This is a genomic window from Pseudomonas sp. WPR_5_2 (assembly GCF_003634475.1).
GTDB classification, from domain to species: domain Bacteria; phylum Pseudomonadota; class Gammaproteobacteria; order Pseudomonadales; family Pseudomonadaceae; genus Aquipseudomonas; species Aquipseudomonas izuensis.
This window is the reverse complement of record NZ_RBLA01000002.1, coordinates 129,797-156,007: the sequence shown is the minus strand read 5'-3', so window position 1 is coordinate 156,007 and position 26,211 is coordinate 129,797. Positions and strand designations below refer to the sequence as shown.

At 61.2% G+C, this 26,211-nt stretch carries 26 protein-coding genes; 11 read left to right on the top strand and 15 right to left on the bottom strand.

Annotated elements, in window-relative coordinates:
* Positions 1-55: 55 nt before the first annotated feature.
* The 5 genes from BJ917_RS09410 to BJ917_RS09390 form a co-directional block, all read right to left on the bottom strand.
* Positions 56-1,474 (bottom strand): glycosyltransferase family 39 protein, encoded by a 1,419-nt coding sequence (locus BJ917_RS09410; protein WP_256658533.1) that lies wholly within the window; start codon positions 1,472-1,474, stop codon positions 56-58.
* Positions 1,475-1,598: 124 nt separating this feature from the next.
* Positions 1,599-3,107, bottom strand: coding sequence for a glycosyltransferase family 39 protein (locus BJ917_RS09405; RefSeq protein ID WP_121103184.1), 1,509 nt, complete (start codon positions 3,105-3,107; stop codon positions 1,599-1,601).
* A 3-nt stretch (positions 3,108-3,110) separates the two neighbouring features.
* Positions 3,111-3,389: a lipid-A-disaccharide synthase N-terminal domain-containing protein gene (locus BJ917_RS09400; RefSeq protein WP_096515267.1), complete on the bottom strand. Its 279-nt coding sequence runs from the start codon at positions 3,387-3,389 to the stop codon at positions 3,111-3,113.
* A complete protein-coding gene (locus BJ917_RS09395) occupies positions 3,389-4,129 on the bottom strand; it encodes a glycosyltransferase family 2 protein (protein ID WP_121103183.1) in 741 nt (246 codons plus the stop codon). The genes BJ917_RS09400 and BJ917_RS09395 overlap by 1 nt, the downstream gene beginning before the upstream one ends.
* Before the next feature lie 46 nt (positions 4,130-4,175).
* On the bottom strand, positions 4,176-5,153 hold the full coding sequence (locus tag BJ917_RS09390; protein WP_096509980.1) for an NAD-dependent epimerase/dehydratase family protein: 978 nt from the start codon (positions 5,151-5,153) through the stop codon (positions 4,176-4,178).
* Positions 5,154-5,453: 300 nt separating this feature from the next.
* Between BJ917_RS09390 and BJ917_RS09385 the strand changes: the two genes are divergently transcribed.
* The gene (locus tag BJ917_RS09385; protein WP_096509979.1) at positions 5,454-6,101 is read left to right on the top strand and encodes a YceH family protein; all 648 of its coding nucleotides are present in this window, start codon (positions 5,454-5,456) and stop codon (positions 6,099-6,101) included.
* A 123-nt stretch (positions 6,102-6,224) separates the two neighbouring features.
* On the opposite strand, the gene BJ917_RS09380 is transcribed toward BJ917_RS09385, so the two are convergent.
* Together BJ917_RS09380 and BJ917_RS09375 are read right to left on the bottom strand one after the other, a co-directional pair.
* Complete coding sequence (locus BJ917_RS09380; RefSeq protein ID WP_121103182.1) at positions 6,225-6,743, bottom strand: cupin domain-containing protein; 519 nt, start codon at positions 6,741-6,743, stop codon at positions 6,225-6,227.
* A 213-nt stretch (positions 6,744-6,956) separates the two neighbouring features.
* Complete coding sequence (locus tag BJ917_RS09375) at positions 6,957-7,775, bottom strand: shikimate 5-dehydrogenase (protein WP_121103181.1); 819 nt, start codon at positions 7,773-7,775, stop codon at positions 6,957-6,959.
* Positions 7,776-8,019: 244 nt separating this feature from the next.
* Between BJ917_RS09375 and BJ917_RS09370 the strand changes: the two genes are divergently transcribed.
* The 3 genes from BJ917_RS09370 to BJ917_RS09360 all read left to right on the top strand — a co-directional run bounded on the left by BJ917_RS09370 (position 8,020) and on the right by BJ917_RS09360 (position 9,137).
* The gene (locus BJ917_RS09370; protein ID WP_121103180.1) at positions 8,020-8,379 is read left to right on the top strand and encodes a hypothetical protein; all 360 of its coding nucleotides are present in this window, start codon (positions 8,020-8,022) and stop codon (positions 8,377-8,379) included.
* Between the two features lie 256 nt (positions 8,380-8,635).
* Complete coding sequence (locus tag BJ917_RS09365; RefSeq protein WP_096509975.1) at positions 8,636-8,830, top strand: hypothetical protein; 195 nt, start codon at positions 8,636-8,638, stop codon at positions 8,828-8,830.
* A 115-nt stretch (positions 8,831-8,945) separates the two neighbouring features.
* On the top strand, positions 8,946-9,137 hold the full coding sequence (locus tag BJ917_RS09360; RefSeq protein ID WP_096509974.1) for a hypothetical protein: 192 nt from the start codon (positions 8,946-8,948) through the stop codon (positions 9,135-9,137).
* Here BJ917_RS09360 and BJ917_RS09355 read toward each other — a convergent pair.
* The 3 genes from BJ917_RS09355 to BJ917_RS09345 form a co-directional block, all read right to left on the bottom strand.
* Positions 9,134-10,195, bottom strand: coding sequence for an AI-2E family transporter (locus BJ917_RS09355; RefSeq protein WP_096509973.1), 1,062 nt, complete (start codon positions 10,193-10,195; stop codon positions 9,134-9,136). The two genes, BJ917_RS09360 and BJ917_RS09355, sit on opposite strands and share 4 nt — an antisense overlap.
* Before the next feature lie 133 nt (positions 10,196-10,328).
* Positions 10,329-11,915 carry an MFS transporter gene (locus BJ917_RS09350; RefSeq protein ID WP_121103179.1) on the bottom strand — a complete coding sequence of 529 codons (1,587 nt, stop codon included), beginning with the start codon at positions 11,913-11,915 and terminating at the stop codon, positions 10,329-10,331.
* Positions 11,916-12,109: 194 nt separating this feature from the next.
* Complete coding sequence (locus BJ917_RS09345; RefSeq protein ID WP_096509971.1) at positions 12,110-12,973, bottom strand: LysR family transcriptional regulator; 864 nt, start codon at positions 12,971-12,973, stop codon at positions 12,110-12,112.
* Between the two features lie 98 nt (positions 12,974-13,071).
* Here BJ917_RS09345 and BJ917_RS09340 point away from each other — a divergent pair, with 98 nt between their 5' ends.
* Positions 13,072-13,980 carry a DMT family transporter gene (locus BJ917_RS09340; RefSeq protein ID WP_096509970.1) on the top strand — a complete coding sequence of 303 codons (909 nt, stop codon included), beginning with the start codon at positions 13,072-13,074 and terminating at the stop codon, positions 13,978-13,980.
* 129 nt (positions 13,981-14,109) lie between these two features.
* On the opposite strand, the gene BJ917_RS09330 is transcribed toward BJ917_RS09340, so the two are convergent.
* The gene (locus BJ917_RS09330; protein WP_121103178.1) at positions 14,110-14,820 is read right to left on the bottom strand and encodes a FadR/GntR family transcriptional regulator; all 711 of its coding nucleotides are present in this window, start codon (positions 14,818-14,820) and stop codon (positions 14,110-14,112) included.
* A gap of 279 nt (positions 14,821-15,099) precedes the next feature.
* On the opposite strand from BJ917_RS09330, the gene BJ917_RS09325 reads away from it, so the two are divergent.
* Together BJ917_RS09325 and gudD are read left to right on the top strand one after the other, a co-directional pair.
* On the top strand, positions 15,100-16,446 hold the full coding sequence (locus BJ917_RS09325; protein ID WP_121103177.1) for an MFS transporter: 1,347 nt from the start codon (positions 15,100-15,102) through the stop codon (positions 16,444-16,446).
* Positions 16,447-16,473: 27 nt separating this feature from the next.
* On the top strand, positions 16,474-17,817 hold the full coding sequence (gudD, locus tag BJ917_RS09320) for a glucarate dehydratase (RefSeq protein WP_121103176.1): 1,344 nt from the start codon (positions 16,474-16,476) through the stop codon (positions 17,815-17,817).
* A gap of 114 nt (positions 17,818-17,931) precedes the next feature.
* Here the strand turns inward: gudD and BJ917_RS09315 are convergent, their stop codons facing one another.
* Positions 17,932-18,819 (bottom strand): LysR family transcriptional regulator, encoded by an 888-nt coding sequence (locus BJ917_RS09315; RefSeq protein ID WP_096509966.1) that lies wholly within the window; start codon positions 18,817-18,819, stop codon positions 17,932-17,934.
* Between the two features lie 160 nt (positions 18,820-18,979).
* Between BJ917_RS09315 and ampC the strand changes: the two genes are divergently transcribed.
* On the top strand, positions 18,980-20,134 hold the full coding sequence (ampC, locus tag BJ917_RS09310; RefSeq protein ID WP_121103175.1) for a class C beta-lactamase: 1,155 nt from the start codon (positions 18,980-18,982) through the stop codon (positions 20,132-20,134).
* Positions 20,135-20,245: 111 nt separating this feature from the next.
* Here the strand turns inward: ampC and BJ917_RS09305 are convergent, their stop codons facing one another.
* Entirely contained in the window at positions 20,246-20,818 is a 573-nt protein-coding gene (locus BJ917_RS09305; protein ID WP_096509964.1) for a DUF4174 domain-containing protein, read from the bottom strand.
* 178 nt (positions 20,819-20,996) lie between these two features.
* Between BJ917_RS09305 and BJ917_RS09300 the strand changes: the two genes are divergently transcribed.
* Complete coding sequence (locus BJ917_RS09300) at positions 20,997-21,365, top strand: VOC family protein (protein ID WP_096509963.1); 369 nt, start codon at positions 20,997-20,999, stop codon at positions 21,363-21,365.
* 20 nt (positions 21,366-21,385) lie between these two features.
* On the opposite strand, the gene BJ917_RS09295 is transcribed toward BJ917_RS09300, so the two are convergent.
* A complete protein-coding gene (locus tag BJ917_RS09295) occupies positions 21,386-22,171 on the bottom strand; it encodes a sulfite exporter TauE/SafE family protein (protein ID WP_121103174.1) in 786 nt (261 codons plus the stop codon).
* 297 nt (positions 22,172-22,468) lie between these two features.
* Here BJ917_RS09295 and BJ917_RS09285 point away from each other — a divergent pair, with 297 nt between their 5' ends.
* Together BJ917_RS09285 and BJ917_RS09280 are read left to right on the top strand one after the other, a co-directional pair.
* Positions 22,469-23,290, top strand: coding sequence for an aldo/keto reductase (locus tag BJ917_RS09285; protein WP_096509961.1), 822 nt, complete (start codon positions 22,469-22,471; stop codon positions 23,288-23,290).
* A 27-nt stretch (positions 23,291-23,317) separates the two neighbouring features.
* The gene (locus BJ917_RS09280) at positions 23,318-23,788 is read left to right on the top strand and encodes a DUF1810 domain-containing protein (RefSeq protein WP_096509960.1); all 471 of its coding nucleotides are present in this window, start codon (positions 23,318-23,320) and stop codon (positions 23,786-23,788) included.
* Here the strand turns inward: BJ917_RS09280 and BJ917_RS09275 are convergent.
* The gene (locus BJ917_RS09275; protein ID WP_121103496.1) at positions 23,753-26,113 is read right to left on the bottom strand and encodes a DNA polymerase II; all 2,361 of its coding nucleotides are present in this window, start codon (positions 26,111-26,113) and stop codon (positions 23,753-23,755) included. The genes BJ917_RS09280 and BJ917_RS09275 overlap by 36 nt on opposite strands.
* Positions 26,114-26,211 lie beyond the last annotated feature (98 nt).

The following is a 26,211-nucleotide window of genomic DNA, read 5'->3' as shown; positions in this document are numbered from 1 at the left end:
CCCTGCCTAGTCCGAACGGGCGATGTCGCGGTGATGGTTTTGCGAAGGGAGCCGATCAGCGGCAATCGGCTGCGAGGTGGACGAGCAGCGCTGCGTGGTCCGGTTTCAAATAGGGTTCGACTTCCCCGACCTTGCACGCTGCCAGTCCTTGCAGTTCCGGCTCCAGGGGCTCCTGGGCGAACAGGAGCCCCACTGGACGGTTGCTGCCTTGCAACTGCGCAACTGTCAGCGGTGTCACCGGCCGGCCCATGTAGTAGACCAGGCGGATATCCGGCTCACCAACGCTGTAGGCTTTCTGGCCCGGTTGCCCGGCGGCCAGCGTGGCGACCTGCTCAAGGCCACCGACCCGATGCGACAACACCCGGGCTTCGACGAACATGTAAAACACCACAAACCCGGCCAGCATCACGTAAGGAACCATGGCCAGGCATGCCCGCCAGCGCCCCTTCGCGGTGTCGAACACCGCGGCCCAATGCATCGCCAGCAGCAATGCCATGGAAGGGTAAATCGGCAGCAGATACTTGCCGTGCTTCTCGGTGAAACAGGAAAAGACCAGCAGCGGCAGCAGGCTGCAACACAGCAGCATGGCGGCCTCGCGGCGCGCGCGGATCATTGCCCAGAAGCGCCGGGGCTGAACAAACACGATCAGCCAGAACGGAAAGAAATCACCGGCCAGGTACAACAGATAGGCGTACCAGGCCTCGGCACCTTGACCGTCGATCTTCTTCACGATGTCTTCGTTGACGATCGATGCCCAGATGCCCCATCCCTGGTTCATGGACACTGCCACATACCAGGAGCCGCCCAGCACCAAAGCAATCAGCCAGCCCCAGCCGTCGCACAGATAGGCCTTGGCCCGGGCATCGCGATAGATCAGGGCGTAAGCCAGGATCGGCGCCGTCACCCACAACAGGCAGACGGGGCCCTTGGTCAGCAGTGCACAGCCTAAAAGCACATAGCTGAGTCGGCTCCAAATGGCACGGCCCTGCTGGAAAATGAAGTGCCAGGCCGCCAACAACGCGCCGAAACACAGCAAGGTCAGCAGCATCTCGATTTCCGAGCGACGGGCGAACAGGCTGAAGGCCCCGTTCGCGGCCAGAAACACCACCGCGAACAAACCGGCCTGGCGTCCGGCCTGCCTGACGCCGTACAGATAGGTGCCGATGCAGCACACCGTCGCGGCCAGCGCCGACGGCAAGCGGACGCTCCATTCGGACAAACTGCCCAGCACCGCTGTTGAAACCAGGCCCGCCCAATAGAAAAACGGCGGCTTGGACAGGTACAAGTCGCCGTTCATGTAGGGCAGCAGCCAGCTCCCCGCCTCACGCATTTCCCGCACGGTGACGGCTCTGCGGGCCTCGTTGACACTGAGGAATGGCACACTGCCCAGTCCCCAGAAAAACAGCAACGCAATGGCTACGGCGGCGAGCAAGGCGACAGTGCGCAACGACAAAGAACTCAGGATTAACCTCATCAGGATTTCTCCCCACGCAATACCTGAGAACTCTTCGTTTTGGCGAGCCCGAAGAACAGATCGGGCTCACCGATGATGTACAACTCGAGTAATCCTGCTTTCCTTGCTTTACTCATGGGTTCTCTCAATCCCAACTAAAACGATACACATGTCCAGGCTGTCCCGGATGGCATTGGCCGTTATCGGCATCGGCGCCGACGATCGACCATTCGGCACGGGATGTTTCGCCCAATTCATGGGCGGCCTCGGGTTTGAAACACTTGCCCAGCAACTCGTCCGGGACCAGGGCATAGGCCTTGGGATTCTCGCGCAGCCACTTCGCCGCTTGCTCGACCGTCGAATCAGCCATGCCGAAATGCACGATCGGCTGACGGGCCAAGAGCCAGTGCCCCTCACGCCAGTTGACCAGCACCAGGTCCGCGCCGTGCGTCATGGTATTGGCCTGCGCCATGATTGCTTCGTGGGGGTTGTCGCCTTCCTTGATCGGTTCGATGAAACCACGGGCGAACCACAGCGCGAACCAGCATGCGACCAGTACCGGGAATACCCGGCGCAAGCGTGGGCGTTGCTTGAACCAGCGTCCCAGCAGCCACGGCATCAGTGGCGCGGCCGCCAGCACCAGCCCCGGCAGCGCCGGGTAGATGTACAACTTGCGCTTGCCGGCACTGATGCAGAAGAACAGCACCACCAGCGCGACCCAGCCGAGCAGCACCAGCACGCGGCCGTCGCGCTTTTGCAGTTGCCGGCGCCAGGCCGGTATCAGCCAAGGCAGCGCCAGGACCAGCGGCAGCCAGTATTGCGGGATGACGTTGGTGAAGAAGTACCAGAACGGTTCGCGGTGATCCCACGAGGCGGCGTAGCGCCCGGCCGTCTGGCGCAGGAGGATTTCCCGGGCGTAGGCGACTTCGTCAGCCGTGCCATTGAACACGATGGTCAAGGCCAGTGGCAGCAACCAGACAGCAATTGCCGCCAGCATCACCAGCAACCCCAGCAGCCACTTGCGCGCCTCGCCCGGCATCGCCACCACACCAGTCCAGCGCTTGCGCACCGCGTAGCCATACGGAATCAGCAGCAGCGCCGGCAAAAAGCCCACGCCTTTGGTAATCACCCCGATACCCATGGCCGCGCAGCCTATGTAGAACCAGCGCCACGCGGGGCCGAGCAACAAGTGACGCGCCAGACCGTACAGGCCCAGCGTGGTGAACAGCACCAGGAAGCTGTCGATCTGACCGGTGCGCAGGATGCTGTAGGTCTGATAGGTAGCCAGGAACAACAGCGCGGCATTACGCCCGATGCGCTGGTTCCACAACCGGCGCCCCAGGTCGTAGACCATCGCCGTGACCGACACCGCCGAAAGCAACCCCGGAATATAAAGGGCCAGGTTGGGCTTGCCAGTGAGCCAGGCGAAAAACGCCACCGTCCACATGAAAATCGGCGGCTTGTCGCCGTAGATCTCACCCGCACGGTGCGGAATCAGCCAGGAGCCGTGATGCAACATTTCCAGGGCCACGCCGAGGAAACGTTCCTCATCGACGTTCTGTGCCTGACGCAGCCCCAGGCCGGCGCCGACCAACAGCAAGGCGAGCAGCATCAGGCCCAGGCATTCGATCCTGGGCGATAACGATCGGCGCATGACTTATTCCTTGAGGTGTTTGCTTTTGGCAATCAATTGCAGGTTGCGCAGGTACACGATCGAACCAAAGGCCTGACCGGCAATGAACACCGGGTCCTGCCGGTAGATGGCGTACGCCAGCAGCAAGGTGCTGCCGACGATGCTCAAGTACCAGAAACTGGTGGGAATCACGCTGCGCTTCTTGTATTCGCTGTACAGCCACTGCAAGACAAAACGGCCGGTGAACGCGATCTGGCCAACGAAGCCGATGACCAGCCACAGGGTTTCACGGGTCATGGTTATCATCCTTCGATCTCTTGGGCAGTGGTATTCAGGCGCGTGCGCTTGATCAGCCACCAGACGCCGATCAGGTCGAGAATGCCCACCAGGGCGCGGTCGATGTTGCCGTACTTGGACACCCCGGCCGTGCGTGGCCGGTGGTTGACCGGATGGACGATCATTCGGCCATTGTGGCGCTGGATCAGTGCCGGAATGTAGCGGTGCATATGGTCGAAATACGGCAGGCGCAGAAACGCCGCCCGTTCGATCAGCTTCAATCCGCAGCCGGTGTCCGGGGTGGAGTCCTTGAGCAGGCGGCGACGCAGGTTGTTGGCAAAACGCGAGGCCCAGCGCTTGCTGGCGGTATCGCGGCGGTTGACCCGGTGCCCGGCGACCAGCTGTACATCGACCATGCCCTGCTTGCCCTGCACCAGTGCCAGCATGCCGGGGATGTCCGCCGGGTCGTTCTGGCCGTCGCCATCGAGCGTGGCCAGCCATTGCCCACGGGCCTCTTGCGCCGCGTGGTACAGCGACGTGCTTTGCCCCAGCGACTGCTCGTGCCGCAGGATGCGCAGGGTACTCAGGCCGTCGTGCTTGAGCTGCCGCAACTCGTGCAAGGTGGCGTCGGTGCTGCCATCGTCGACCACGATGATTTCATAGGATTCATCAGCCAGGGCCGCGCGAACTTCTTCAAGCAAGGGCTTGAGGTTGTTCGCTTCGTTCTTGGCTGGAATCAATACCGATACAAAAATGTCCTGGCTCATAGAGTCCCCTCTTTTTTTTCATTTTCTGTTATCAGAGGTGAACGCTTCATATCTGATAAAACTGCCGATACCACTTCACAAACTCCTTCACGCCGGTGGCAACGGCCACCTGCGGACTGAAATCGATCCACTCTGTCAGGGCCGAGATGTCGGCCCAGGTCTTGACTACATCCCCGGCCTGCAGCGGCATGTAATTGCGCTTGGCCGGTGTGTCCAATGCCAATTCCAGGCATTCAATGAAATCCATCAGCGCCACGGGCTGGCCGCGACCGATGTTGAACAGGCGATTGACGCCCTTGTCCGGTGCGGACGGCACCGGCGGACGGGTACGCAGACGGGCGATACTTTCGACGATGTCGTCGATGTAGGTGAAGTCCCGCGCCATCTCGCCCTGATTGTAGACATCGATGGGCTGGTCTTTAAGGATGGCCTTGGTGAACTTGAACAGCGCCATGTCAGGCCGGCCCCAGGGCCCGTACACGGTAAAGAAGCGCAGACCACTGGACTTGATGCCATACAGATGGCAATAACTGTCGGCCAGCAGTTCATTGGCGCGCTTGCTGGCCGCGTACAACGAAACCGGGTGATCGACGGCGTCTTCGACGCTGAACGGCAGCTTGCTGTTGCTGCCGTACACCGAGCTGCTCGAGGCGTAGATCAAATGCTCCGGACGATGGTGCCGGCAGGCTTCCAGGACATTGACGAAGCCCACCAGGTTGGATTGAGTGTAGACATCCGGGTTGTCCAGCGAATAACGCACGCCGGCCTGGGCAGCCAGGTGCACCACTTCGGTAAACCGCTGCTCTTCGAACAAGGCCAGCAACGCCGGTTTGTCGACGATGTCCATTTTCCGGAAACTGAAGCCCGGCAAGGCCTCCAGTTCCTTGAGTCGCGCCTGCTTGAGCGTGACGTCATAGTAATCGTTGAGGTTGTCGATGCCGACCACCTCATGACCGTCCAGGCACAAGCGCCGGGCGGTATGAAAGCCTATGAAACCGGCGACGCCGGTGACCAGAATGGTCATGACCCGTCGGTCAACACGTTGTGCCGGGTGAAAAACAACGTCAATCTCATGCTTGGCTCCATATCTCTTGAAAAATCGATGACGTTGTCGATGTGCAACAGCACGCGGCACCCAATCATGCCAGACTGCCGTGCGCAGCGACGCATACGGTGCCCGGCAGATTGTAAAAATGCCGTTAACATTTCATTCAGGTTTCGTGTTTCCGCCCGGATGAAACAACGATTTGTGTTGCCATCGACGCACGCCCATCTAAAGTGCATTGACGCAAAGAATACATGAACCGGGTAAGGATGCAGAACCATGAGCACCGAGCAAGCGACAACTTTTGACGAACCGCGCCTCAACAGCACGGAAATTCGCATTTTGGGTTCGTTGATCGAGAAACAGGCCACCAGCCCGGAAACCTATCCCCTGACCCTCAATGCCCTGGTAATTGCCTGCAATCAGAAAACCAGCCGCGAACCGGTGATGAACCTGACCCAGGGTCAGGTCGGCCATAGCCTGCGCGCCCTCGAAGGACGCGGTTTCACCAAATTGGTGATGGGCAGCCGCGCAGATCGCTGGGAACACAAGGTCGACAAGGCCCTGGAGCTGGTGCCGGCCCAGGTGGTTCTGATGGGGCTGCTGTACCTGCGCGGCCCGCAAACCGTCAATGAACTGCTGACCCGCAGCGGGCGCATGCATGACTTCGAAGATACCGAGCAGGTCGTTCATCAACTGGAGCGCCTGATCGCCCGCGACCTGGCACTGTTGATCCCGCGCCAGGCCGGGCAGCGGGAAGACCGCTACATGCACGCCATGGGCGATCCGGCAGACATCGAAGCGATCCTCGCCGCGCGGCAGAACCCGGTCGAACGCAGTGGCGGCAGCGGCGTTTCGGTCGAGCGGATCGAAGAGCTTGAAGCGCGAATTGCGGCGCTGGAAGAGCGGTTGGCGCGGTTGGAGTAAAACCGATAACTCAAATCCAATGTGGGAGCGAGCCTGCTCGCGAAAGCGGTCGTCCAGTGACACTGATGCTGGATGCGCCGCCGCCTTCGCGAGCAGGCTCCCACATTGGTGTTGTAATGTCCCTTACTCCCCGTCCCAGTAATCCACCCCATCCGCCTGCCGGGCCACGGCGACGAATCCCGAGGCGTTGCCCTCGACATCAACCTTGAAGTCATCCATCACCGCATACTTTCCGGAGTCCGGGTATTCACAGATGTCCGGTGATTGCTGGGTACTGACTGCCAGGTAACGTAATTCGGCATCGCTGGTGTTGATGATCTGGTGCGCCGACTCCGGGCCGCCCGGCGGGCAGGCAATCACGTCACCGGCACGGATCGCAAAGCGCTCGGCCCCCAGTCGCACTTCCCCTTCCCCAGCCACGATATAGAACATTTCTTCGTTGACCCGATGGCTGTGAAACGGGCTGCCACGCATGCCGGGCTCCAGCGCATACAAACGATAACCGAGCTTCTGCGCGCCCAGTTGCTGGCCAATGCGTGCCTGGCGCTGTCGATAGCGACCGGCGGCTTCACCGGCGGGGGCAAATGCTTCGGGCAGCGGCAGGAGTTCGGCCTGATCCAGGTTGAGAATCGCGGGATGCATGGAAACCTCGGTCACGGTGCTGGTTGCAGGAGGGCAAATCTTTGCTTGCCGGCCAGCAGTATAGATAGAGGTTTATCTGCAAGACCGGGCTGCCTCCTTCGCGAGCAGGCTCGCTCCTACACTTGACCGCATTTCATCTGGAGGAAACCGGTCGAATGTGGGAGCGAGCCTGCTCGCGAAGAGGCCAGTACAGTCGGCAAACCAAACCTGGGATCAACCCCGGGCAAACTCTACCGCTTTCTGGAACTGCTCCGGCGTCGGCCACACACCGGTATAAAGCACAAACTGCTCCAGCGCCTGGATCGCAATCACTTCCAGCCCGGTGATCACTTGCTTGCCCTCGGCACGACCGCGCACGATCAGCGGCGTTTCCGCGGGAATCGCCACCACATCGAAGACGATGTCCGCAGCCACAATCGCATCGGCATCGAACGCCAATTGGTCGGCTTCCGGCCCGCCGGTCATGCCGACCGGGGTGACGTTGATCAGCATTTGCGGGCGCCGCGAGCCCAGTTCGGCTTGCCATGGGTAATCCAGGGATTCGGCCAGGGCGCGGCCGGCCTGCTCGTTGCGGGCCACGATCAGGCCGTTCCTGTAACCACCATCGCGCAAGGCGCTGGCCACGGCCTTGGCCATGCCACCGCTGCCGCGCAGGGCAAAGGTGGTGTCCTTGGGCACTGCGTGGGTGCCCAACAACTGGGCAATCGCGATGTAATCGGTGTTGTAGGCCTTGAGGTGGCCCTTGGTGTTGACGATGGTGTTGATCGACTGGATGGCGGCGGCCGAGGCGTCCAGCTCATCGACCAGGGCAATGCAGGCTTCCTTGAACGGCATGGACACGCCACAACCGCGAATGCCCAGGGCACGAATGCCGCCCACCGCACCCGGCAAGTCCTGGCTGCTGAAGGCCTTGTAGTAGAAATTCAGCCCCAACTGTTCATACAGATGATTGTGAAATCGCAGGCCAAAGTTCCCTGGCCGCCCGGAGAGGGACATGCACAGCTGGGTGTCTTTGTTCGGGTTCATCTGCATGCGAATCTCCTTGCAATGCACTTTCAGATGGACGGGATTAGCCGGCCATCGTGTTCTGATCGATCATGGTGGCGTGCCTGCACGCGGTTTCAAGCGACCGTAAGCAAGCCGGTACAGACCTTACACAAAATTTACCCAACGGCTGTGCTGATTTTCGAAAAAACGCTGTCTTAGTTGTATCCCCGCGACGATCCTTGGGTCTATTGCAGACACAAGCGCCGGGTCGAAGAACCGAGGAATTATCATGAACCGTAAAATCCCCACAGTTGCCTTGCTGATTGGCGCCCTGGCTGTCGCGGGGCAGGCGCAAGCCCATGGTGGTGGTAATGACGCGGCGGTATTTGGCGCGATCGTCGGTACGGCCATCGTCGGCTCGGCCCTGATCAACGCCAACCGGCCGGTGTATGTCGCGCCACAACCGGTCTATGCCCAACCGGTCTATGCCCAGCCTGCGCCGGTCTACTACGCACCGCCCCCTCCGGTTTATTACCAGCCGGCGCCGGTGTACGTGCAACAACCGATCTACTACCGTCCGGCACCGGTCTACTACGGGCCACCCCGTGGTTATTACTACGGCCATCCCCACGGTTACGGTCGCTGGTAACAGTTCATCAGGCCCCGCCCGAAAGCGCGGGGCTTTTTTATGCCCGGGATTTGATCCCCTGTAGGGGTTGCCGTTCGTCGGCCCACGTCTGGATAAATCTCGTCAGTGTCGCTATCGGGACACTATCGGCGGCTCAAGCGGGCAAGATTGACTCGCCCCGCCCCTTTGGGGAAAACCGTCATATTTATGTCATGTCAGAGCCGCAAGCTTGAACCTGTCCGCCAACAACAGGTTGATAACAACAAGGACGCCCCTCATGCCCACGCAAAACCCGCACCGTATCGTCGGTTTATGCACCTCCAGCAAGGTGTACAACGCCCTGACCGAACTCAGGCACCTTGAAGGTCATCGCAGCGCCAAGTTCCTCTCGCTGCTGACGCAAAACCTGGTGCGCAAAGGCCTGCTCAACGAGCAGGAAGTGGTCCATATGCTCGATCAGGTGGTCGACTGAGCGACAGATGGTCACTTGGCCTCAACGGCGTCAATGAGCACTATCGAAAAGGGTGATTGTCGGAAAAATCGCCAGCCCCGTAAGGTAGCTCCATAGATTGATGGAGGTACCTTTGATGTCTCAAGTCCAGATCATGTCCGTTATCGGCAGCGCCGTTCCCGCACCGCTCAGAGCGTCGGGCCTGCTTGCCTGCTGGTATCTGGTGCTCGACGGCGAGCCGATCAGCGGTCCGCTCACCTCGCTGCCGGCCGCCCAGGCAATGTCACAGCGTGTCAGCTTGGGCCAGACGGGCAAACTCAATGCCTAAGGCAGCTGAACCCGCGGTTTGGTTTCGAGGAAAATATCCCAGCTCGACATGAACAGGGCCGCAATCAACGGCCCGATGACGAAGCCATTGAGGCCAAAGATCGCCAGGCCGCCGAGGGTCGAGATCAGGATCAGATAGTCCGGCATCTTCGTATCCTTGCCCACCAGGATCGGTCGCAATACGTTATCCACCAGGCCGATCACGAAAATCCCGAACAACCCCAGCACTACGCCCTGCCAGATCGCCCCGGTGAACAGGAAAAACACCGCCACCGGCGCCCAGACAATCCCCGCCCCCACCGCCGGCAACAACGATAGAAACGCCATCAATACTGCCCAGAGCAACACGCTCGGTATGTCCAGAAACCAGAAAATCAAACCGCCCAACGCGCCTTGCGTGATCGCTACCAGCAGGTTGCCCTTCACGGTGGCCCGCACCACGCGATTGAATTTGAGCTGCAAACGGCGTTTCTGGTGTTCCTGCAACGGTACGGCGGAGCGGACTTTACGCGCCAGTTCGGCGCCGTCCCGCAGAAAGAAGAACAGCAGGTAGAGCATGATGAAGAAACTCACCACGAAATCGAAAGTGCCCTGACCGAAACTGAAGACCTGTGTGGCGACAAACTCATTGCCCGACACCGCACTCTTGATGATTTTCTCCCGCAACCCGTTCAGCTCGCCAACCCCGAACCGATCGAGCAAGTGCTGAAAGTACGGCGGCAGGCTGTGTTTGAAATGGGTCACGTACCCGGCAATGTCCAGTTCCCCGCTTTCGATGCTTTTGTAGAGCGTTGCGCCTTCCTGGACCAGAAAGATGCCGAGGACTATCACCGGCAGGATCGCAATCACCAGGCAGATGCTCAAGGTGAGCAGCGACGTGATGTTGCGTTGCCAGCCGAACTTCAATTGCAATCGGCGCTGCAGCGGCGCAAAGAGGATGCCGAGGATGACCGCCCAGAACACCGCACCGTAAAACGGCAGCAGGATCCAGATGAACGCGATGCTCACAAGCCCCAGCAGGACCGTCAGCGATTTGTCGTGCAGTGTCTCTTCGTTCATGTCTGATCCATGCCGATGCGCCGGGACGCGAAGGTACGTCCTGATGCTTAGGCCGCAACGGCTCGCGCGAGTGCCATCGGGATGTTCACCAAGCATAGATCCCGATCAATAAACCCTCCGGGGCAAGGTGCCTTCAGTGTGCGGCCCCCTGCAGGTAGTGACGGATGCGGATCTCCACTCCGCTGGTCTGGTACTGCCGGGCTGCCGCTTCGATACGCAACTCACCACGCGTGACCCGCTGGTGGTGGCGCAGGTGCTCCAGCCAGGACTCGTCGACGAAACACTCCAGCCACTGACGCGGATTCTCGCTGTCCTGCACCAGATACCAGGAAATCGCCCCGTTGCGCCGACGCATACCGTGCACGTGCGCCATAGCGGCCTGGAAGTCCGGCGCCTGGGCGGGCTCGATGTCGTATTCCAGAGTGACCATCACCGGACCGCGCTCCCGGTCCATGCCTTCGGCCAGGATGGGTGCCGGCCAGTGCAGCGAGGGCGCCAGGTCTTCCGCCGCGGTAACCGGCAGGCGAAAGCGCAGGGCCGCGGGCAATCCCAGCAACAGCAAGACGCTGGCTCCCAGCAGCGCGACGGGAATAGACGTGCGGCTTGCCACCAGGCCCCAAAGGACTCCGCCGCCGGCCATGCTGCCGAAGAACACGAGGATATAGACCGCCAGCGCCCGCGCCCGCACCCAGCCCGGCACCGAAGTTTGCGCCGCCACCTGCAGGCTCGACAGCACGGCGATCCAGGCCGCGCCGCTGAGCAGCATCACCGGGACCAGCACGTAAAGCTGGCGCAGCAGCGCCAGGGCCACCAGCACCAGCGCGTAAAGCGCGCTGGACAGCACCACCAGACGGTCACTGCCCAGCCGCTCGCGCAAGCGAGGCAGGAGTGCGGCACCGACCACGGCACCAACGCCGACACTGCCCAGCAGTAGGCCGAAGTCGGTGGCGCTGCCGTGCATTTCTCCACGTACGATCAGCGGTAGCAGCGACATGCCGGCGCTGGCACCGAGGAAGAACGAGAACGCGCGTACGAGCACTGCCTGCAGCGGTCGGGAACTGCGACTGTAGCGCCAGCCGGCGCGCAAAGCGCCGAACAGCCGCTCCGCCGGCAACACCGCCGGGCTGGTCTCACGCTTCCAGGCTGCAAGCACACCAATCACGGCGAAGAACGAGGCGGCATTGAGGGCGAAGGTCAGCCAGGGGCCGACCAGGCTGACCAGCATCCCGGCAATGGCCGGCCCCACCGCCCGCGCGAGGTTGATGCCGACGCTGGACAGCGCCACGGCCGCCGCAAGCTCGTCCTTGCCCACCAGTTCCGGCGTGGTCGCGCTCCAGGCCGGCATCATCAGCGCAGTGCCGATGCCCATGCACAGCGTCAGCGCCAGCAGCAGCCACACAGTGGTCAGCCCGAGCAGGGTGAGCACTGCGAGCAGCGCGGCCACCGCAGCCATCCAGAGTTGTACGCCAAGCAGGTAGCGGCGCTTGTCGACGATGTCGGCCAGGGCGCCGGCCGGGAGCGCCAGGAAAAACATCGGCAGGGAACCGGCCACCTGCACCAGCGCCACGTTCATTGGGCTGGCCGACAGCGAGGTCATCAGCCAGCCGGCCCCCACTTCGTGCATCCAGGTGCCGATGTTGGAGGCGACACTGGCCAGCCACAGCCAGCGGAAGGTTTTCTGACGCAACGGGCTCCAGGGTGAGGCGGCGGGTAAAGCCATGTCAGAACCAGCCTTCGAGGGGGATCTGAAGATCAGGTATAGACGAAATCGGCACCGGCCGTCGTTGCCACAGCGGCAGGTGATCGTCCCGCAGATCTGTAGGAGCTGGCTTGCCAGCGATGAGGTCCTTCAGATAGGCATTGCCGTTGAGGCCGTCTTCGCTGGCAATCCAGCTCCTACAGGGTATTTCGTGCTCAGGCGAACTCTTCGCGCAACATCGCCACAAACGCCTCCCGCGCCGGGTGCACCCCGGCGTTTTCATGCCAGTAGAACAGGTTGTCGATGGCCGTCAGTTCCGGGAACTCATACCCCACGCACCCCGCCCCCTTGGCGTATTGATCGAACACACCCTTGGGCACCAGTGCCACGCCGGCCCCGGCGCTGACGCATCCGACAATCGCACCATAACTGGCCAGGCTGACAATCGGCAGCGCCTGGCCGTGGCGCAACAGCCAATGCTCCAGCGCCGCCCGATACGGACAGCCCTGGGGCCACATGAACACGGTTTTGTCGTGCAAATCCGCCATGTCGCGCACCGGCCCCAGTGACGTCGAGGCAATCAGCAGCAGGTCTTCGCGGTACATCGGTGTGCGCTTGAGGTGGGAGCGCTCGACATCCACCGCGACGATGGCGCCGTCGAGCCGATGGCTCAGCGTGTCATCCAGCAACTGGCCCCAGGTGCCGGTGGTCAGCTCCAGCGCCACCGCCGGGAAGCGCTTGTGGAATTTCGCCAGCAAGCGCGGCAGGCGACCGGTCGCCGAAGACTCGATGGCACCAATGCGCAACGATCCGGACGGTTCGGCGGAGGGATCCACCGCGCGCTTGGCTTCGGCGGTCAGCGCGAGAATTTTCGAGGCGTAGGCCAAAAAGGTCTGGCCCGACGGACTGATGCGCAGGCCGCGCCCCTCACGCAGAAACAACGCGACCCCCAACTCCGCTTCGAGCGCCTTGATCCGGGCGGTGATGTTCGATGGGACGCAATGCAGCAACTCGGCCGCACGGGCAATGCTGCCAACCTCGGCCACGGTCTTGAACATGCGGATCTGTGCCAGCTCCATATACATCACTCAAAGTGAACGGTTTGCGCAGTATAAGTCAGTTGTAGCGAGCGATCAGGGTTCTGATACTCACTGCACCTGCCTCTCGGTGCACGACCATGAATGTACTCACGCCCTCCCCCGCCTCTTCCTTGAAAATCTTCCTGGCCATGGCCTTTGTCGTGGTCTGCTGGGGATATTCCCCGACCGGCATCCACATCGGCTTGCAGGCCTACGACCCTGTGCACCTGGCGTTGTTGCGCTTTCTGCTGGCGTCGCTGTTCATGGCGGTGGTCGCGGTGATCAGGGGCATTCGCCTGCCCAACCTTCGCGACATGCCACTGCTGATGGCGCTAGGTTTCTTCGCAGTGAGCCTGCATCACGTGGCAATCAATGTCGGCCAACAGGGTGTCAGTGCCGGTGCGTCGAGTGTGCTGGCGCAGTCGACGCCATTGTTCAGCACCTTGCTGGCGCGTTTTGTGTTCAAGGACCGGGTAAGCCTGTGGCGCTGGGGTTGCGTGATCCTGGGATTGATCGGCGTGGTGATTGTGGTGGCGGGCGATCATGGCCTGGACAGCATCGACACCCATGGCGTGTTGATCCTGTTGGCGGCGCTGTCCTGGAGCCTTTACTTTGCCCTGCAAAAACATCACACCGGGCGTTACGACGGCCTGACGCTGGTGTGCTACACGGTCTGGTCCGGGACGGCGTTGCTGCTGATTTTCCTGCCGGGGCTGGTGGATCAAGTCGCCAATGCCCCATTGCGCGTGCAGTTCGCGGTGGTTGCCCTGGGGATTTTCCCCAGTGCCCTGGCTTATCTGGCGTGGGCGTATGTGCTGGCCCATGTGGACCTGAGCCGGGCGACGATGACGCTGTACCTGGTGCCGCCGGTGGCGATGATGATTGCGTCCGTGGGGCTGGGTGAGCAGCCGACCTTGATGGTGGCGGTCGGCGCGATGGTGGTGTTGATCAGTGTGCTGGCATTGAATCTGGAGCGGCGGCCGGTGGTTCAGGTGGCGCGCGCCTGAACAATGAAAATCCCTTGTGGGAGCGAGCCTGCTCGCGATTAGGCCGGCACATTCAACATTGAAGCAGCCTGACACACCGCCATCGCGAGCAGGCTCGCTCCCACAGGGGGATTTGCGGTGTTGCCGCAATCAGCTGGGTGAAAACCGGTCCCGGCTATTGGTCAAATGCAGCCACATCGCCGCCCGCGCCGCGTCCGGGTCCTGGCGCTTGATGGCGTTGAGAATCGCCTCGTGTTCCAGATTGGCCAACTGACCCAGCTTGCTCAAATCCACCGCGCCACGTTCGGCCGCGTTGACCCGGGTGCGCGGAATCATGGCGCTGCCCAGGTGCTGCATGATTTCGGTGAAGCACACATTGCCGGTGGCTTCGGCTATCAGTAGATGAAAGCGCCGGTCAGCCTCGACGCAGCTGTCGTTGTTGGCCAGCAGGTTTTGATAATCGTCGAGCGCTTCACGCATCTGCGCCAATTGCCGCTCGGTACGACGGATCGCCGCCAGCGCCGCCGCCTGGGTTTCCAGGCCCATGCGCAACTCCAGAATGCTGCGCACCCCCAGCGCGGTATCGACATTCAGCCGCAACCCCTGCTCCGGCGCGCGCTCCAGCACAAAGGTGCCAATGCCGTGACGGGTTTCCACCAACCCCGAGGCCTGCAATTTGGAGATTGCCTCGCGCACCACGGTGCGGCTCACGCCGTGCTCCTGAACGATCGTGTTCTCCGACGGCAGCTTGTCGCCGGGCCGCATCTGCCCCAGCAGGATGCTCTGGGTCAGCTTGGCCACCAGATCGTGGGCCAGATTGTGGCTGCGTTTGCGGGCAGGTGCGTCGAGGTCTTCTTGCATGGCGATCATCCAAAGGCGGAGCTATCGGAATCGTAGCACCGCGCTTGTCTGGAATCTCGAAAATACTCACTCAACTTGTATGACAACACTCAACAAACACTGCACACCACCCCACTTTAGAGCCACAAAAAATCAAAAATAGAATAACAAATCTCTGAGCAATGGCGATTTTGTTGGGTGCAAGCGGTTGCGGAGCGAAAAAATGTAGTTGTATGATGTCTAGCAACAACGTCACACCTGTCACACCCCGCATAAAAATAACGAGTGGGAGAAAACGCAGTGAATACATCCATTTCCGCAATGGACAACGGCACCGATTCGGTCTTGAAGTCCGCGATCTCGAAAGTCAAACGTCACGTCTTGCCGCTGTTCGTCATCATGTTCATCGTCAACTACATCGACCGGGTGAACATCGGCTTCGTCCGCGCCCACATGGAACACGACCTGGGCATCGGCGCTGCCGCCTACGGCCTCGGTGCCGGCCTGTTCTTCATCGGATACGCGCTGTTCGAAGTGCCCTCCAACATCCTTCTGCAAAAAGTCGGCGCACGCCTCTGGCTGACCCGCATCATGCTGACCTGGGGCCTGGTGGCCGCGGGCATGGCGTTCATACAGAACGAAACCCACTTCTACATCCTGCGATTTCTCCTGGGCGTGGCTGAAGCCGGTTTCTTTCCCGGGGTGATCTACTACTTCACCCGCTGGCTGCCCGGCGCGGAGCGTGGCAAGGCGATTGCGATTTTCCTCAGCGGCTCGGCGATAGCCTCGCTGATCTCCGGTCCCTTGTCCGGTCTGCTCCTGCAAATCAACGGCCTGGGCATGCACGGATGGCAATGGATGTACTTCATCGAAGGCATGTTCTCGGTGGGCCTGTGCTTCTTTGTCTGGTTCTGGCTGGACTCCAAACCCCACGACGCCAAATGGCTGACCCGCGACGAGCAGGACGCACTGGTCAAGGCCATCGACGACGAACAGCTGGCCCGCGAAGCCGCGACGCCGGTCAAACCGTCACTGGGCAAACTGCTCAAGGACCGGCAGATCATCCTCTTCTGCGTGATCTACTTTTTCATCCAGCTGACCATCTACGCCGCGACCTTCTGGCTGCCGAGCATCATCAAGAAGATGGGCGACCTGAGTGACTTCCAGGTCGGGATGTTCAACTCGATTCCGTGGCTGCTGTCGATTGTCGGCATGTACGCCTTCGCTTCGCTGTCGGCCAAATGGAAGCACCAGCAAGCCTGGGTCGCTGCCGCCCTGCTGATCGCCGCTGCCGGGATGTTCATGTCCACCACCGGCGGGCCGGTCTTCGCCTTCGTGGCGATCTGCTTTGCCGCGCTGGGTTTCAAATCGGCGTCGTCGCTGTTCTGGCCGATTCCCCAGGCCTATCTGGATGCACGCATCGCCGCGGGTGTCATCGCGCTGATCAACTCGGTGGGCAACCTCGGCGGTTTCGTCGCACCGACCACGTTCGGCCTGCTGGAAGAACGTACCGGGTCGATCCAGGGTGGGCTGTACGGCCTGGCCGCAACCTCGATCATCGCCGCGATCATCGTTTTCGCCGCCCGCAACACACCCAAGACTGCCCCCGTCATTGCCGCGGGCAAACCCGCGAGCCATACCGCCTGAATATTGTTTTTGAGAAGGACAAGAAAAATGACCGCACACGAAACCGCCAAGGCCCCGATCATCACCAGCATGCAGATTGTGCCGGTGGCCGGCCACGATGGCATGCTGCTCAACCTGAGCGGCGCCCATGGCCCGTTTTTCACCCGCAACATCGTGATCCTCAAGGACAACGCCGGCCACACCGGCGTCGGCGAAGTACCGGGTGGCGAACGCATCCGCCAGACCCTCGAAGACGCCCGCAGCCTGGTAGTCGGCAGCCCGATCGGCACCTACCAGAAAATCCTCAATCAGGTACGCCAGACCTTCGCCGACCGCGATGCCGGCGGCCGCGGTTTGCAGACCTTCGACCTGCGCATCACCATTCACGCCGTCACCGGCCTGGAAGCCGCGCTGCTCGATTTGCTCGGCCAGCACCTGGACGTACCGGTCGCCGCCCTGCTCGGTGAAGGCCAGCAGCGCGATGAAGTGAAGATGCTGGGTTATCTGTTTTATGTCGGCGACCGCAACGACACCGACTTCGCCTACCGCAGCGAACCGGACGCCGACAACGACTGGTTCCGCGTACGGCACGAAAAGGCCATGACCGCCGAGGCCGTGGTGCGCCTGGCAGAAGCCGCCCACGCGCGCTATGGCTTCAAGGACTTCAAGCTCAAGGGCGGCGTGCTCAGTGGCGACGCGGAAATCGAAGCGGTCACGGCCCTGGCCGAACGCTTTCCCGAGGCGCGTATCACCCTCGACCCAAATGGTGCCTGGTCACTCAAGGAAGCCATCCGCTTGTGCCGCGACCAACATCATGTACTGGCTTACGCCGAAGACCCCTGCGGTGCGGAAAACGGGTACTCGGGCCGCGAAGTCATGGCTGAATTCCGCCGCGCCACCGGGTTGAAAACCGCGACCAACATGATCGCCACCGACTGGCGGGAAATGGGTCACGCGATCCAGTTGCAATCGGTGGACATCCCGCTGGCCGACCCGCACTTCTGGACCATGCAGGGTTCGGTGCGGGTCGCGCAGATGTGCCACGAATGGGGCCTGACCTGGGGCTCGCATTCCAACAACCACTTCGACATTTCCCTGGCGATGTTCACCCATGTCGCGGCCGCCGCACCGGGCGAAATCACCGCCATCGACACCCACTGGATCTGGCAGGACGGCCAGCGCCTGACCAAGGCCCCGCTGCAGATTGTCGACGGCTGCGTGCAGGTGCCGAAGAAACCGGGACTGGGGGTCGAACTGGACATGGATCAGGTCGCCAAGGCCCATGAACTGTACAAAGGCATGGGCCTGGGAGCGCGGGATGACAGCGTGGCAATGCAGTTTCTGATTCCGGGCTGGAAGTTCGATAACAAGCGGCCGTGCCTGGTGCGCTAGATCAAAAACACCGCAAATCCCTGTGGGAGCGAGCCTGCTCGCGAAAGCGTCGGCACATTCAGCATCAATGCGACTGACAAAATGCCTTCGCGAGCAGGCTCGCTCCCACAGGTGTCAGATCTGTCCACTCACCTGCGCCGCTTGCAGCAACCAGCCCTTGAACGCCGTCATCGCCGACGTTTCGGCGCGCGACTGCAAACGGGTCAACCAATAACTGCCGGTGGTGATATGAATCGCAAACGGCTGCTCGATCGCACCCGCCGCCAGTTGCCGCGAAAACATCAGTGGCGGCGCCAATGCCATGCCCGCACCTTGCAGTGCAGCCTCCATCATTGCCAGTGACGAGTCGAACACAATGCTCGCCGGCACTGCCGCCGGGCTCGAAAGGCCGGCAACCTGGAACCATTCGGGCCACTCGTCCGTGCGATACGAGCGCAACAGCGTCTGCCGCAAAAGGTCGGTAGGGGATTTCAGTTGCCGGGCAATTTCTGGCACACACAACACCGACAGCGGCGCCTCGATCACCCGCACCGCCTCAATGCCATGCCACGCCCCCGCACCAAAACGAATGGCGTAATCCAGCCCTTCGGCGGCGACATCCACGCGATTGTTGTTAGTCGAAAGGCGCAAATCTATGAACGGATGTTTCGCCCGGAAGTCCTCCAGTCGCGGCAACAACCATCCCACCGCGAAGGTCCCCACCGCCCCGACCGTCAACACTTCACGAAAATGCCCGCCCTGAAAACACTCCAGCGTTTCGGCAATACGATCGAAACACTCACGTAAAACCGGCAACAGGGTTTCCCCTTCACGGGTCAGCATCAGCCCGCGAGGCAGGCGTTTGAACAGGGTCACACCCAGTTGCGACTCAAGGCTTTTGACCTGATGACTTACGGCCGCCTGCGTAACACACAATTCCACCGCTGCCCGTGTGAAACTCAAGTGCCGCGCCGAGGCCTCGAAGGCCCGCAGTGCGTTGAGCGGTAATTGCGGCCGAATCATGACCACCCCAAAATTTTTCTAATGGCTCGTGCAAAATATCATCGGTTGTTCAGCCTCAAAAGACTGCATAGATTTGCCTTCGCCCAACCGTGGCCCGAATTGAAAAGCCGCTCATTGTGCAGCGGTGAACACCCTGTCAACTCAAGGAAGTGAATCCGTCATGTTTGTTAAAAAATCGAACAAGCTCGCGTCCTACAGTGCTTTCCTACTTTTTCTCGGCGCCAGCCAGTGTATGGCGGACGATCCTATGGAAAGCATCGTCAACGCGGCGATCAAACCGGTGATGCAACAACAGCAAATCCCCGGCATGGCGATTGCCATCACCGTCAACGGCCAGGCGCATTACTTTAACTACGGTGTCGCCTCGAAAGAAACCGGCACCGCTGTCAACGAAAATACCCTGTTCGAAATCGGTTCGGTGAGCAAAACCTTCACGACGACCCTCGCCGCCTACGCCGTGGCCAGCGGCAAGTTGTCGTTATCCGACAAGGCCAGCAGCGTTCTGCCGCAACTGCGCGGCAGCGCGTTCGACAACATCAGCGTGCTGCAACTCGGCACCTACAGCGCCGGTGGCCTGCCGTTGCAGTTTCCGGATTCGGCCGATGCGCCGGACAAGATGCTGGGCTATTTCAAGCAGTGGAAACCGGTTTATCCGGCCGGTACCTATCGACAATACTCAAACCCGAGCCTGGGGCTGTTCGGGTATCTGGCGGCCCAAAGCATGGGCGCGTCCTTTGACGACGTCATGGAAAAAACCCTGCTGCCGAAACTCGGGCTGAAGCACACCTTCCTCAAAGTGCCGCCGGATCAAATAGCGCTGTATGCCCAAGGCTACAGCAAGGATGACCAGCCGGTGCGGGTCGGCCCAGGGGCGCTGGATTCCGAGGCCTACGGGGTGAAAACCAGCGCCGCAGACATGCTTCGCTACGTCGAGGCCAACATGAATCCGTTGACGCTGGAAAAACCCTTGCAGCAGGCCATCGCCGCCACCCACACCGGTTACTACACCGTCGGCGACATGACCCAGGGCCTGGGCTGGGAGGCCTACCGCTTTCCGGTCACCCTCGAAACGCTGCTCGCCGGCAATTCGACGCCCATGGCCATGGAGGCCCACAAGGTCCAGTGGCTGAACCCGTCCCGGCCTCAAACGGACAACGTACTCTTCAACAAAACCGGCTCGACCGGCGGGTTCGGTGCTTATGTCGCGTATGTGCCGTCGAAAGACATCGGCATCGTGATATTGGCGAACAGGAACTACCCGAACGCCGAGCGAGTGAAAGTGGCTCATACGATCCTGAGTGCACTGAGCAAGTAATCTGCCTCCCTTCCCTTACCTGTGGGAGCGAGCCTGCTCGCGAAGAGGCCATAACAGGCGACAAACCCTCTCCTGCAACACCGCTATCGCGAGCAGGCTCGCTCCCACAGGTCAATCATCCGGCATTTCCGGCGGCTTGGCCGGCTTGGCCGGTTTGCCATTTTTCGTACCTTTGGCCCCTTTGGCACCCTTGTCAGCGGCCGGCTCGGCGGCCACCGGTGGTGGCGCGGGCGCGGCTGCTTCCTTCTCGGCCGCCGGCAAGGCGTCGACGGTGTCGAAGATTTTTTTCAGGTCGACCGACTTCGATTCCTCCCCCGAGCTTTCGAGTTTCTTCTCGCCGTCCTTACCCACCAGAATCACTTTCGGCAACGCCCCGGCACCGAGTTTCAGCGCGCGGATCAGCGCCATGGTGTCCTGCTGGCCCATGTCCTTGCCGTCGAGCTGGCCAGACATGTTCAACACGCTGTAGACCCTGATGTTGCGCTCGGCGACACCCTGTTTGTTGGTGGGATCTTCCAGGGATTTCTTCAGGTTCACCCAGACGGGATCAACGGTGCTCGGCGCGATGACAATCAGTGGTCGAGCCCTGCCCCTGTCGATATCCAGAGGGGAGTCGCCATCGTTGGCGAACAGGGGGCCGGCGACAGCCAGCAGGGTAGCCAGGGTCAGTGACCTGATGAGCATGCGCATCTCCTTTTGATATTCACGCTCTAATGATTGCGCATTGCGGCGTTCGTTCCGGTGACGCTTCGCAAATGTGTCCGCCTTGCCCCAAGCTTAGGTCAGGGCGGTCATTGCGCAACAGCCTGGGCTAATCTGAAAACAGGCAAAGAGCGGGTTGATCCGCCGTGAGGGCCCCTGCATGAGCGCGCAGTTGAACCACACCATCGTCTGGTGCCGCGACAAGCACCGGTCGGCACATTTCCTGGTCGAACTCCTCGGCCTGCCCGCCCCCGAGCCCTTCGGACCGATGCTGATCGTCAGGTTCGACAACCAGGTGTCGCTGGACTTCTACGACAACGATCCGCCGATCGCCTCGCAGCACTATGCGTTTTTACTGGGTGACGACGATTTCGACCGGGCCTTCGCGCGCCTGCAGGCACGCGGACAGCCGTGGTGGGCCGACCCTGGCAAACAGCGGCCGAAGCAGGTCAATGATTACGCAGGGGGGCGGCGGGTGTATTTCGATGACCCGGACGGGCATCTGCTGGAAATCTTCACCCGCGAATGAAGCTGGCGCAGCCCGTTCAGTCAGAACGCCAGTTTGTAACCGATCAATACCAGCATCGTCGCCAGGCACGGGCGCAACAGCTCATCGGAGAGGCGCCCGGTCAGGTGGCTGCCCAGGTAAATCCCCGGCAGCGAACCCACCAGCAAGTAACCCAGTACGTGCCAATCCATGTTGCCCATGCTCGCGTGGCCAAGACCGGCGACCAGCGTCAGGGGCACGGCGTGGGCGATTTCCGTACCCACCAGGCGGCGGGTCGGCAGCAGCGGATAAAGAATGAACAACGCCACAGTGCCCAGGGCGCCGGCGCCGATGGAGGTCAGCGCCACCATGGTGCCCAGGACCAGGCCGGTGATTACGGTCAGTACATTGAGCCGTGTACCGCTCGGCTTGTAGCTGCCGCCGGCGCGTTTGTGGGCGAAATCGAGCAGGCGCTTCTTGAACAGGATCGCCAGTGCCGTGGCGAACAGGACGAAGCCCAGGGCCTGCTTGATGATCGCGTTCATCGCTTCGGGAGCCGAGTGCAAACTGCTCAGGAACCACAACGTCATCGCCACCGCCGGCACACTGCCAAGGGTCAGCCAACCGGTGATTGCCCAGTCGATGTTGTTGTTCTTTCTGTGGACCAGCACGCCACTGGACTTGGTGATGGCCGCGTACAGCAAATCGGTGCCGACCGCCGTCGCCGGGTTGATGCCAAACCATAGCAGGATGGGCGTCATCAACGACCCGCCACCCACGCCCGTCATGCCGACGATGAAGCCGACGACCAGCCCGGCGACAACCAACCCGATATTCACTAAATCCATTGATACGTCCACATAGACCACAGAGGAAATCTGGCCCGCAGCATAGCGATTTTTCTTATAACCACTTATATCGATGCGATCTATCTTTATGCCTTAACTCCAATACCCATGTGGGAGCGAGCCTGCTCGCGAAGAGGGAGTGCCTGCCAACACATGAAGTGCCTGACACAATGCCTTCGCGAGCAGGCTCGCTCCTACAAGGGGTTGGGTACAGCCAGGTCGGCTATAAGGCCGCCAGGATGGAACCCGAGGGGCTATCCTGATGCCAACCGGAGTAAGGATCAAAAGGAGTTAAACATGCGCACCACGCAACTGGCCGGCACCGAAGTGCCCGTCATCGGCCAAGGCACCTGGCAAATGGGCGAAGACCGCTCCCGGCAGGCCGACGAAGTCGCGGCATTGCGATTGGGCATCGAACTGGGCATGACCCTGATCGACACCGCCGAAATGTATGCCGAAGGTGGCGCCGAGGAAGTGGTGGGTGAAGCCATCGCCGGCCAGCGCGAGAAGATTTTCCTGGTCAGCAAGGTCTACCCGCACAACGCCAGCCGCAAAGGCATTCCCCAAGCCTGCGAACGCAGCCTGCGTCGATTGAACACCGATTACATCGATCTCTACCTGCTGCATTGGCGCGGCCAGTATCCGCTGGAGGAAACCGTCGAAGCCTTCGAACGCCTGCGCGAAGCCGGCAAGATCGGCCGTTGGGGCGTGTCCAATTTCGACGTCGATGATTTGCAGGAACTGAACACCCCGGCCTGCGCCACCAATCAGGTGCTCTACAACCTGGAGGAGCGCGGGATAGAATTTGATTTAGTGCCTTGGTGCCAGCAGCACAGGATGCCCGTCATGGCCTACTGTCCGATCGGTCAGGGCGGGCAGATGCTGGCCAATGCTACGCTCAAGCAGGTGGCGGCCCGTCATGGCGTGACGCCTGCGCAGGTGTCGCTGGCCTGGCTGCTGCGCCAGAAGGGGGTGATCGCCATCCCCAAGGCGGTCCTTCCTGCGCATGTGCGACTCAACGCCCAGGCTGCCGGGCTGCAGCTTGAAGCCGGGGATCTGGAGGCGCTGGACCAAGCGTTTCACGCGCCCAAACGCAAGCAGCGGCTGGCCATGGTCTAAACCATTACGCTGTCAGAGGGCTTCGTCATGAGAAGCACCGATCCACCGGACGCCTTCAACCTGCAACGCTTCATCCAGGCGCAGGGCCCGGTGTTCGACCGGGTTCAGGCCGAACTGAACGCCGGTCACAAGCGCAGCCACTGGATGTGGTTCGTCTTTCCGCAATTTGCCGGGTTGGGTGACAGCGAAATGTCCCGACGCTTCGCGATCCGCTCCCGGGAAGAGGCGCAGGCTTACCTTGATCACCCTCTGCTGGGCGCCCGGTTGCGTACCTGCACCCAGGAAGTGCTGAACATCCGGCAGCGTTCGGTAGCGGCGATTTTCGGCCATCCGGACGACCTGAAATTTCATTCGTCGATGACCCTGTTCGCCCAGGTCGCGGCCGAAGACAGCCCGTTTCATCAAGCCCTGAACCAGTACTTCCACGGCATCCTGGACGACTGGACGCTGTCGCTGCTGGACTCAAAACAGGCCCAGTTGCCCCCCAATCAGCGTTGAGAAATCGTCGTCGACGAACGGCAGGATCGCATCCGCCACAGGCTGCAATTGCCGGGTGATGTAGTGGTCGTAATCGATGGGCGCGCTGCGGATTTCCAGCGGCTCGGGGCCCGCGACGGTGATCACGTAGCTGATCCAGCCACCGTTCTGGTACTGCCGCGGGCGGCCCTGGCGGTCGTTGTAATCGTCGGCGATGCGCGCTGCCCGCACGTGGGGCGGGACGTTGCGCTGATAGTCGTCGAGGGTGCGGCGCAGGCGCTTGCGGTAAATCAGGCGGTCATCGAACTCGCCGCCCAGGGTTTTGCTCACGTAGTCGCGCACATAGTCTTGATAGGGCTTGCGCTGGAAGATGCGCAGGTAAAGCTCCTGCTGGAATTGCCGGGCCAGCGGCGACCAGTCGGTACGCACGGTTTCCAGGCCTTTATAGACCATCTCCTCACTGCCGTCGGCACGGGTGACCAACCCCGCGTAACGCTTCTTGCTGCCCTCCTCCGCACCGCGAATGGTCGGCATCAGGAACCGCTTGTAGTGGGTTTCGTATTGCAACTCCAGCGCGCTCTCCAGGCCATACTCTTTACGCAGGTGCTCGCGCCACCACTGGTTGACGTGATCCACCAGCGCGCGGCCGATCTGCGCGGCTTCCTGCTGGCCGTGGGCGCGACGCAGCCAGACGAAGGTCGAGTCGGTGTCGCCGTAAATCACCGTGTGGCCCTGGGCTTCGATCAACTGACGGGTGCGCAGCATGATCTCGTGGCCGCGCAAGGTAATGGACGACGCCAGCCGCGTATCGAAAAAGCGACAACCGCTGGAACCGAGCACGCCGTAGAACGCGTTCATGATGATCTTCAGCGCCTGGGACAACGGCGCGTTGTGCTCGCGCTTGGCGGTTTCCCGGCCTTCGGCGACGCGGGCGACGATGGACGGCAGGCAATGCCGGGTGCGGGAAAATCGCGCACCGCGAAAGCCCGGCACCGAGTCGGCGTCATCGGGATGTTTGAGCCCTTCAATCAGGCCCACCGGATCGATGAGAAAGGTGCGGATGATCGAGGGATAAAGGCTTTTGTAGTCGAACACCAGCACCGACTCATACAGCCCCGGTTGCGAGTCCATGACAAAACCACCGGGGCTCGCTTGCGCAGGTTTGCCGCCCAGGTTCGGTGCGACGAAGCCCTGGCGGTGCATCAACGGCATGTAGAGATGGGTGAACGCCGCCACCGAGCCGCCCATGCGGTCGGCCGGCAAACCGGTGACACTGGCCCGTTCCAGTAGAAACGTCAGCAGCTCGGTCCTGGCGAAAATCCGTGTGACCAACTCGCAGTCCTTGAGGTTGTATTTGGCCAGTGCCGGCTTGTCCTCGGCGAACATGCGGTTGATTTCGTCCATGCGCTGGTACGGGTTGTCGATGGCCTTGCCTTCGCCCAACAGGGTTTGCGCGACGTTTTCCAGGCTGAACGACGGGAAACTCCAGGTCGCCGAACGCAGGGCCTCGATGCCGTCGATGATCAGCCGGCCGGCAGCGCTAGCGAAATAATGGTTGCCGTTGCCGTGTTCACGCCACTGCATTTCCTCGCCGCCACGCCCGAGCTTGAGCGGTACGCCCAGTTGCCGGGCGTGTTTGTGCAGCACCCGCAGGTCGAACTGCACGAGGTTCCAGCCGATGATGGCATCGGGGTCATGTCGGGCGAACCAGTCGTTGAGCCTTTTCAGCAGCAGCGTTCGCGACTCGCAGTATTCGAGCAGGAAATCCACCGCACTGTCGTCGCCATTAGCCGGGCCGAGCATGTACACCTGGCGCTCGCCACACCCTTCCAGGGCAATGGAATACAACTCGCCCTGGGCGGTGGTTTCGATATCCAGGGACACCAGCCTGAGTTTCGGCCGGTAATCGGGATCGGGTTTCATCTGCGCATCGAGCAACAGGCCCTCGGGCCCTGGCGTGCCGTCAAAGCGCACCGGTGCGGTGATGAAACGCTCCATCAGGTAGCGTTCCGGCGGGCGCACGTCAGCTTCGTACACCTCGACACCGGACCGACGCAGTGCGATTTCCAGACGCATCAACTGCCCGTGCTGCCGGCAATACAGGCCGAGCACCGGGCGATGTTCGAAATCCTGCAAGGCCAAGGGGCGCAGCTCGACGTTTTTTTCGTCATGCAACAAGGCCTCGGCCTGCTCGCGCTGGCTGGCCGGAATGAACGCCACCGACGGCTGATAAGGCAGGCGGAGGCGCCGGGGACCGCCGTCGGTCGCCAGCCAGAACTCGACTTCCGTACCCGCCGGGGTATCGCGCCAATGCCGGGTCAGGACGAAGCCCTGGGGTAAATCCACCACTGCAAACCTCGGTTTTGATTCAGGATGTTGATTCTACGCGTCATTCAGCAGGCACTGTAGAACCCTGTGGGAGCTGCGGTGCGACGATTCGACTT

Bases quoted from the DNA above. Each gene is read 5' to 3' on its own strand.
- BJ917_RS09410 (WP_256658533.1), bottom strand. From the start codon at position 1,474: ATGAGGTTAATCCTGAGTTCTTTGTCGTTGCGCACTGTCGCCTTGCTC.
- BJ917_RS09405 (WP_121103184.1), bottom strand. From the start codon at position 3,107: ATGCGCCGATCGTTATCGCCCAGGATCGAATGCCTGGGCCTGATGCTG.
- BJ917_RS09395 (WP_121103183.1), bottom strand. From the start codon at position 4,129: ATGAGCCAGGACATTTTTGTATCGGTATTGATTCCAGCCAAGAACGAA.
- BJ917_RS09390 (WP_096509980.1), bottom strand. From the start codon at position 5,153: ATGACCATTCTGGTCACCGGCGTCGCCGGTTTCATAGGCTTTCATACC.
- BJ917_RS09385 (WP_096509979.1), top strand. From the start codon at position 5,454: ATGAGCACCGAGCAAGCGACAACTTTTGACGAACCGCGCCTCAACAGC.
- BJ917_RS09380 (WP_121103182.1), bottom strand. From the start codon at position 6,743: ATGCATCCCGCGATTCTCAACCTGGATCAGGCCGAACTCCTGCCGCTG.
- BJ917_RS09375 (WP_121103181.1), bottom strand. From the start codon at position 7,775: ATGCAGATGAACCCGAACAAAGACACCCAGCTGTGCATGTCCCTCTCC.
- BJ917_RS09370 (WP_121103180.1), top strand. From the start codon at position 8,020: ATGAACCGTAAAATCCCCACAGTTGCCTTGCTGATTGGCGCCCTGGCT.
- BJ917_RS09365 (WP_096509975.1), top strand. From the start codon at position 8,636: ATGCCCACGCAAAACCCGCACCGTATCGTCGGTTTATGCACCTCCAGC.
- BJ917_RS09360 (WP_096509974.1), top strand. From the start codon at position 8,946: ATGTCTCAAGTCCAGATCATGTCCGTTATCGGCAGCGCCGTTCCCGCA.
- BJ917_RS09355 (WP_096509973.1), bottom strand. From the start codon at position 10,195: ATGAACGAAGAGACACTGCACGACAAATCGCTGACGGTCCTGCTGGGG.
- BJ917_RS09350 (WP_121103179.1), bottom strand. From the start codon at position 11,915: ATGGCTTTACCCGCCGCCTCACCCTGGAGCCCGTTGCGTCAGAAAACC.
- BJ917_RS09345 (WP_096509971.1), bottom strand. From the start codon at position 12,973: ATGGAGCTGGCACAGATCCGCATGTTCAAGACCGTGGCCGAGGTTGGC.
- BJ917_RS09340 (WP_096509970.1), top strand. From the start codon at position 13,072: ATGAATGTACTCACGCCCTCCCCCGCCTCTTCCTTGAAAATCTTCCTG.
- BJ917_RS09330 (WP_121103178.1), bottom strand. From the start codon at position 14,820: ATGCAAGAAGACCTCGACGCACCTGCCCGCAAACGCAGCCACAATCTG.
- gudD (WP_121103176.1), top strand. From the start codon at position 16,474: ATGACCGCACACGAAACCGCCAAGGCCCCGATCATCACCAGCATGCAG.
- BJ917_RS09315 (WP_096509966.1), bottom strand. From the start codon at position 18,819: ATGATTCGGCCGCAATTACCGCTCAACGCACTGCGGGCCTTCGAGGCC.
- ampC (WP_121103175.1), top strand. From the start codon at position 18,980: ATGTTTGTTAAAAAATCGAACAAGCTCGCGTCCTACAGTGCTTTCCTA.
- BJ917_RS09305 (WP_096509964.1), bottom strand. From the start codon at position 20,818: ATGCTCATCAGGTCACTGACCCTGGCTACCCTGCTGGCTGTCGCCGGC.
- BJ917_RS09300 (WP_096509963.1), top strand. From the start codon at position 20,997: ATGAGCGCGCAGTTGAACCACACCATCGTCTGGTGCCGCGACAAGCAC.
- BJ917_RS09295 (WP_121103174.1), bottom strand. From the start codon at position 22,171: ATGGATTTAGTGAATATCGGGTTGGTTGTCGCCGGGCTGGTCGTCGGC.
- BJ917_RS09285 (WP_096509961.1), top strand. From the start codon at position 22,469: ATGCGCACCACGCAACTGGCCGGCACCGAAGTGCCCGTCATCGGCCAA.
- BJ917_RS09280 (WP_096509960.1), top strand. From the start codon at position 23,318: ATGAGAAGCACCGATCCACCGGACGCCTTCAACCTGCAACGCTTCATC.